We start from the raw sequence: 2,730 nt of genomic DNA on the forward strand, positions 1-2,730 counted from the left end.
ATATTGTTCATCATTAATAGTCTCAATATCAGACCATAAGTCTTCCCATTGTTCTCGATCCCAAGCATAATCTCTTTGAAATCTAGGAACCTGATATTTTACACCATTACCAATTAATTCTTGGAAGGTCTGATTCGTTGGTTCCATCACCATAAATGCCATAAATTTACCTGCGTTTTTTACGTACAATTAATCCGAGACTATGCGCCCTTTCGCGCTACCTGATAAATCGGCGGCATAAACGTCACGTAACCGCTAACGCGGCAATATCACCTAAATAATTACTTTTCCTCAATCACCTGAAAAAAAGTCTCGTTCTCCTTAATCATCCCCAATTCATCCCGCGCCCTTTCTTCAATCGCTTCCTGGCCTTTGCGTAAATCCAGGACTTCGGCATAAAGCGCATCGTTACGCTCTTTTTTTTCTTTGGTTTTTTCTTTCAGGACATCAAGGCGGGCTTGGTATTCCTTTATTTGAGCGACACTACCATCACCTACCCATAAGCGGTATTGTAGGTGGATTATCAGTAAGATGATGATGGCGATTAGGATTTTGATAGGTTTATCCTCACGTAACCTTATGGGGTTCAATAATAGCAGCTAATTTGATTCCATTCATGGTTCGACAAGCTCACCACGAACGGAATCAAAAACTAGCCGTTTGTCCTGAGCTTGTCGAAGGATGAACGGATCTCATCTTAATGGAACAATTCCTGTTTCAAAAAATCTTACAACATCTTAAACGCGCTACGTCCTGCATATTTCGCCGCACTGCCCAGTTCTTCTTCAATCTTCATCAAACGGTTGTATTTAGCAACGCGGTCAGAACGGCTGAGTGAACCAGTTTTGATTTGTCCTGTACCCGTTGCCACTGCCAAATCGGCGATGGTGGTATCTTCGGTTTCGCCGGAGCGGTGCGACATGACGGCTGTGTAACCGGCTTTGTGCGCCATATCAACGGCTGCGAATGTTTCTGTTAACGTACCAATTTGGTTGACTTTAATCAAGATTGAATTAGCGATATTCCGTTCGATGCCTTTCTTTAATATCGCAGGATTGGTTACGAACAAATCGTCGCCGACCAACTGGATTCGGTTGCCGAGTTTTTCGGTCATCAACTTCCAGCCGTCCCAATCGTTTTCGTCGAATCCGTCTTCGATGCTGATGATAGGGTATTTGTTAACCCAATCGACGAAGAAATCCGCCATTTGCGCTGACGAGTAGGTTTTGCTTTCTGAGGCTAAATCATAAATACCGTCATGGTAATATTCGGAAGCCGCCGCATCCAAGCCTAAGTAAATGTCTTTCCCTGGTTTGTAACCAGCTTGTTCGATGGCTTGCAGGATAACGCTGATGGCTTCTTCGTTAGATGACAAGTTAGGAGCAAATCCGCCTTCGTCACCAACGGTAGTCGCCAAGCCTTTTGATTTTAGGACTTTCGCGAGGTTATGGAATACTTCCGCACCATAACGGATGGCTTCGCGGAAGTTTGGAGCGCCAACAGGCAAGATCATGAATTCTTGCAGGTCAACACTGTTATCGGCGTGGGAACCGCCGTTGATGATGTTCATCATCGGCACAGGCAATATAAACTCGCCGGATTTGTTGAAATGCTTGTATAAAGGCTGTCCCGCTTCTTTTGCCGAGGCATGAGCCGCCGCCATTGATACCGCCAACATGGAGTTTGCGCCAAGGCGCGCTTTAGTGTCGGTGCCATCAAGAGCGATCATTTTATTGTCAAGAGCAGCTTGGTCAGCGGCATCCATACCAACAACAGCAGAACGAATTTCAGTCAAGACATTGTTGACGGCTTTTAGTACACCTTTGCCTAAGTAACGGGCTTTGTCGCCGTCACGTAATTCGATGGCTTCACGTTCGCCGGTTGATGCGCCAGATGGCACCATTGCGCTACCGACGATACCTGATGCCAGGATGACATCCGCTTCTACGGTTGGGTTACCGCGTGAATCTAAAATTTCTCTTGCACGTATTTCTTTAATGACTGCCATAAAGTTTCCTATAAGGTTGTTTCTATCAAGGGGGTTGATTTAACCGCCCTGTCGATGGTTAATAAGACTTCTAATAATTCTTTCATTCTATGGATGGGCCAGGAATTCGGGCCGTCACTTTTGGCTTCGGCTGGATTAGGATGGCTTTCCATAAAGATTCCGGCAATGCCGACCGCCATCGCCGCCCGCGCCAATACAGGAACGAATTCGCGCTGACCACCGGAACATGTGCCCTGGCCTCCAGGCAACTGTACGGAATGTGTCGCATCAAAGACAACCGGACAACCCGTATCGCGCATGACGGCGAGTGAACGCATATCCGAGACCAGATTATTATAGCCAAACGATACGCCGCGTTCGCAAACCATGATCTGTTCATTACCTGTAGCTTTGGCTTTTTTGGCAACTTGCGCCATATCCCAAGGGGCTAAAAATTGACCTTTTTTAATGTTGACCGGAATACCCTGTGCCGCAACTTGCTGTATAAAATTGGTTTGCCTACATAAAAACGCGGGGGTCTGCATGACATCGACTACGCTTGCGACTTCTGACAGCGGCGTATCTTCATGCACATCAGTCAACACCGGAACGCCAATCTGCTTTTTGACTTTAGCCAATATATTCAAACCCGTTTCCAGACCCAATCCCCTAAAGGTTTCGTGAGATGAGCGGTTTGCCTTATCGAACGAGGATTTGTATATGAAGGGAATATTTAAGGCTGT

4 protein-coding genes are annotated in these 2,730 nt (G+C 46.2%); all 4 read right to left on the minus strand.

All coding sequences use genetic code 11. From position 1 onward, the window contains the following. A partial coding sequence (locus ABL924_RS18230) for a DUF262 domain-containing protein (protein WP_349028519.1) occupies positions 1-162 on the minus strand: 162 nt, incomplete at its 3' end. A gap of 119 nt (positions 163-281) precedes the next feature. Further along, the gene (gene ftsB, locus ABL924_RS18235) at positions 282-557 is read right to left on the minus strand and encodes a cell division protein FtsB (RefSeq protein ID WP_349028520.1); all 276 of its coding nucleotides are present in this window, start codon (positions 555-557) and stop codon (positions 282-284) included. Between the two features lie 170 nt (positions 558-727). Next, positions 728-2,008 carry a phosphopyruvate hydratase gene (gene eno / locus ABL924_RS18240; RefSeq protein WP_349028517.1) on the minus strand — a complete coding sequence of 427 codons (1,281 nt, stop codon included), beginning with the start codon at positions 2,006-2,008 and terminating at the stop codon, positions 728-730. Between the two features lie 8 nt (positions 2,009-2,016). After that, on the minus strand, positions 2,017-2,730 hold a 714-nt coding region (gene kdsA / locus ABL924_RS18245; protein WP_349028518.1), incomplete at its 5' end, for a 3-deoxy-8-phosphooctulonate synthase.

Source organism: Methyloglobulus sp., from assembly GCF_040079455.1.
In the GTDB taxonomy this organism is placed as follows: domain Bacteria; phylum Pseudomonadota; class Gammaproteobacteria; order Methylococcales; family Methylomonadaceae; genus Methyloglobulus.

Excerpts from the sequence above, each read along its gene's own strand:
- eno (WP_349028517.1), bottom strand. The coding sequence starts at position 2,008 with ATGGCAGTCATTAAAGAAATACGTGCAAGAGAAATTTTAGATTCACGC.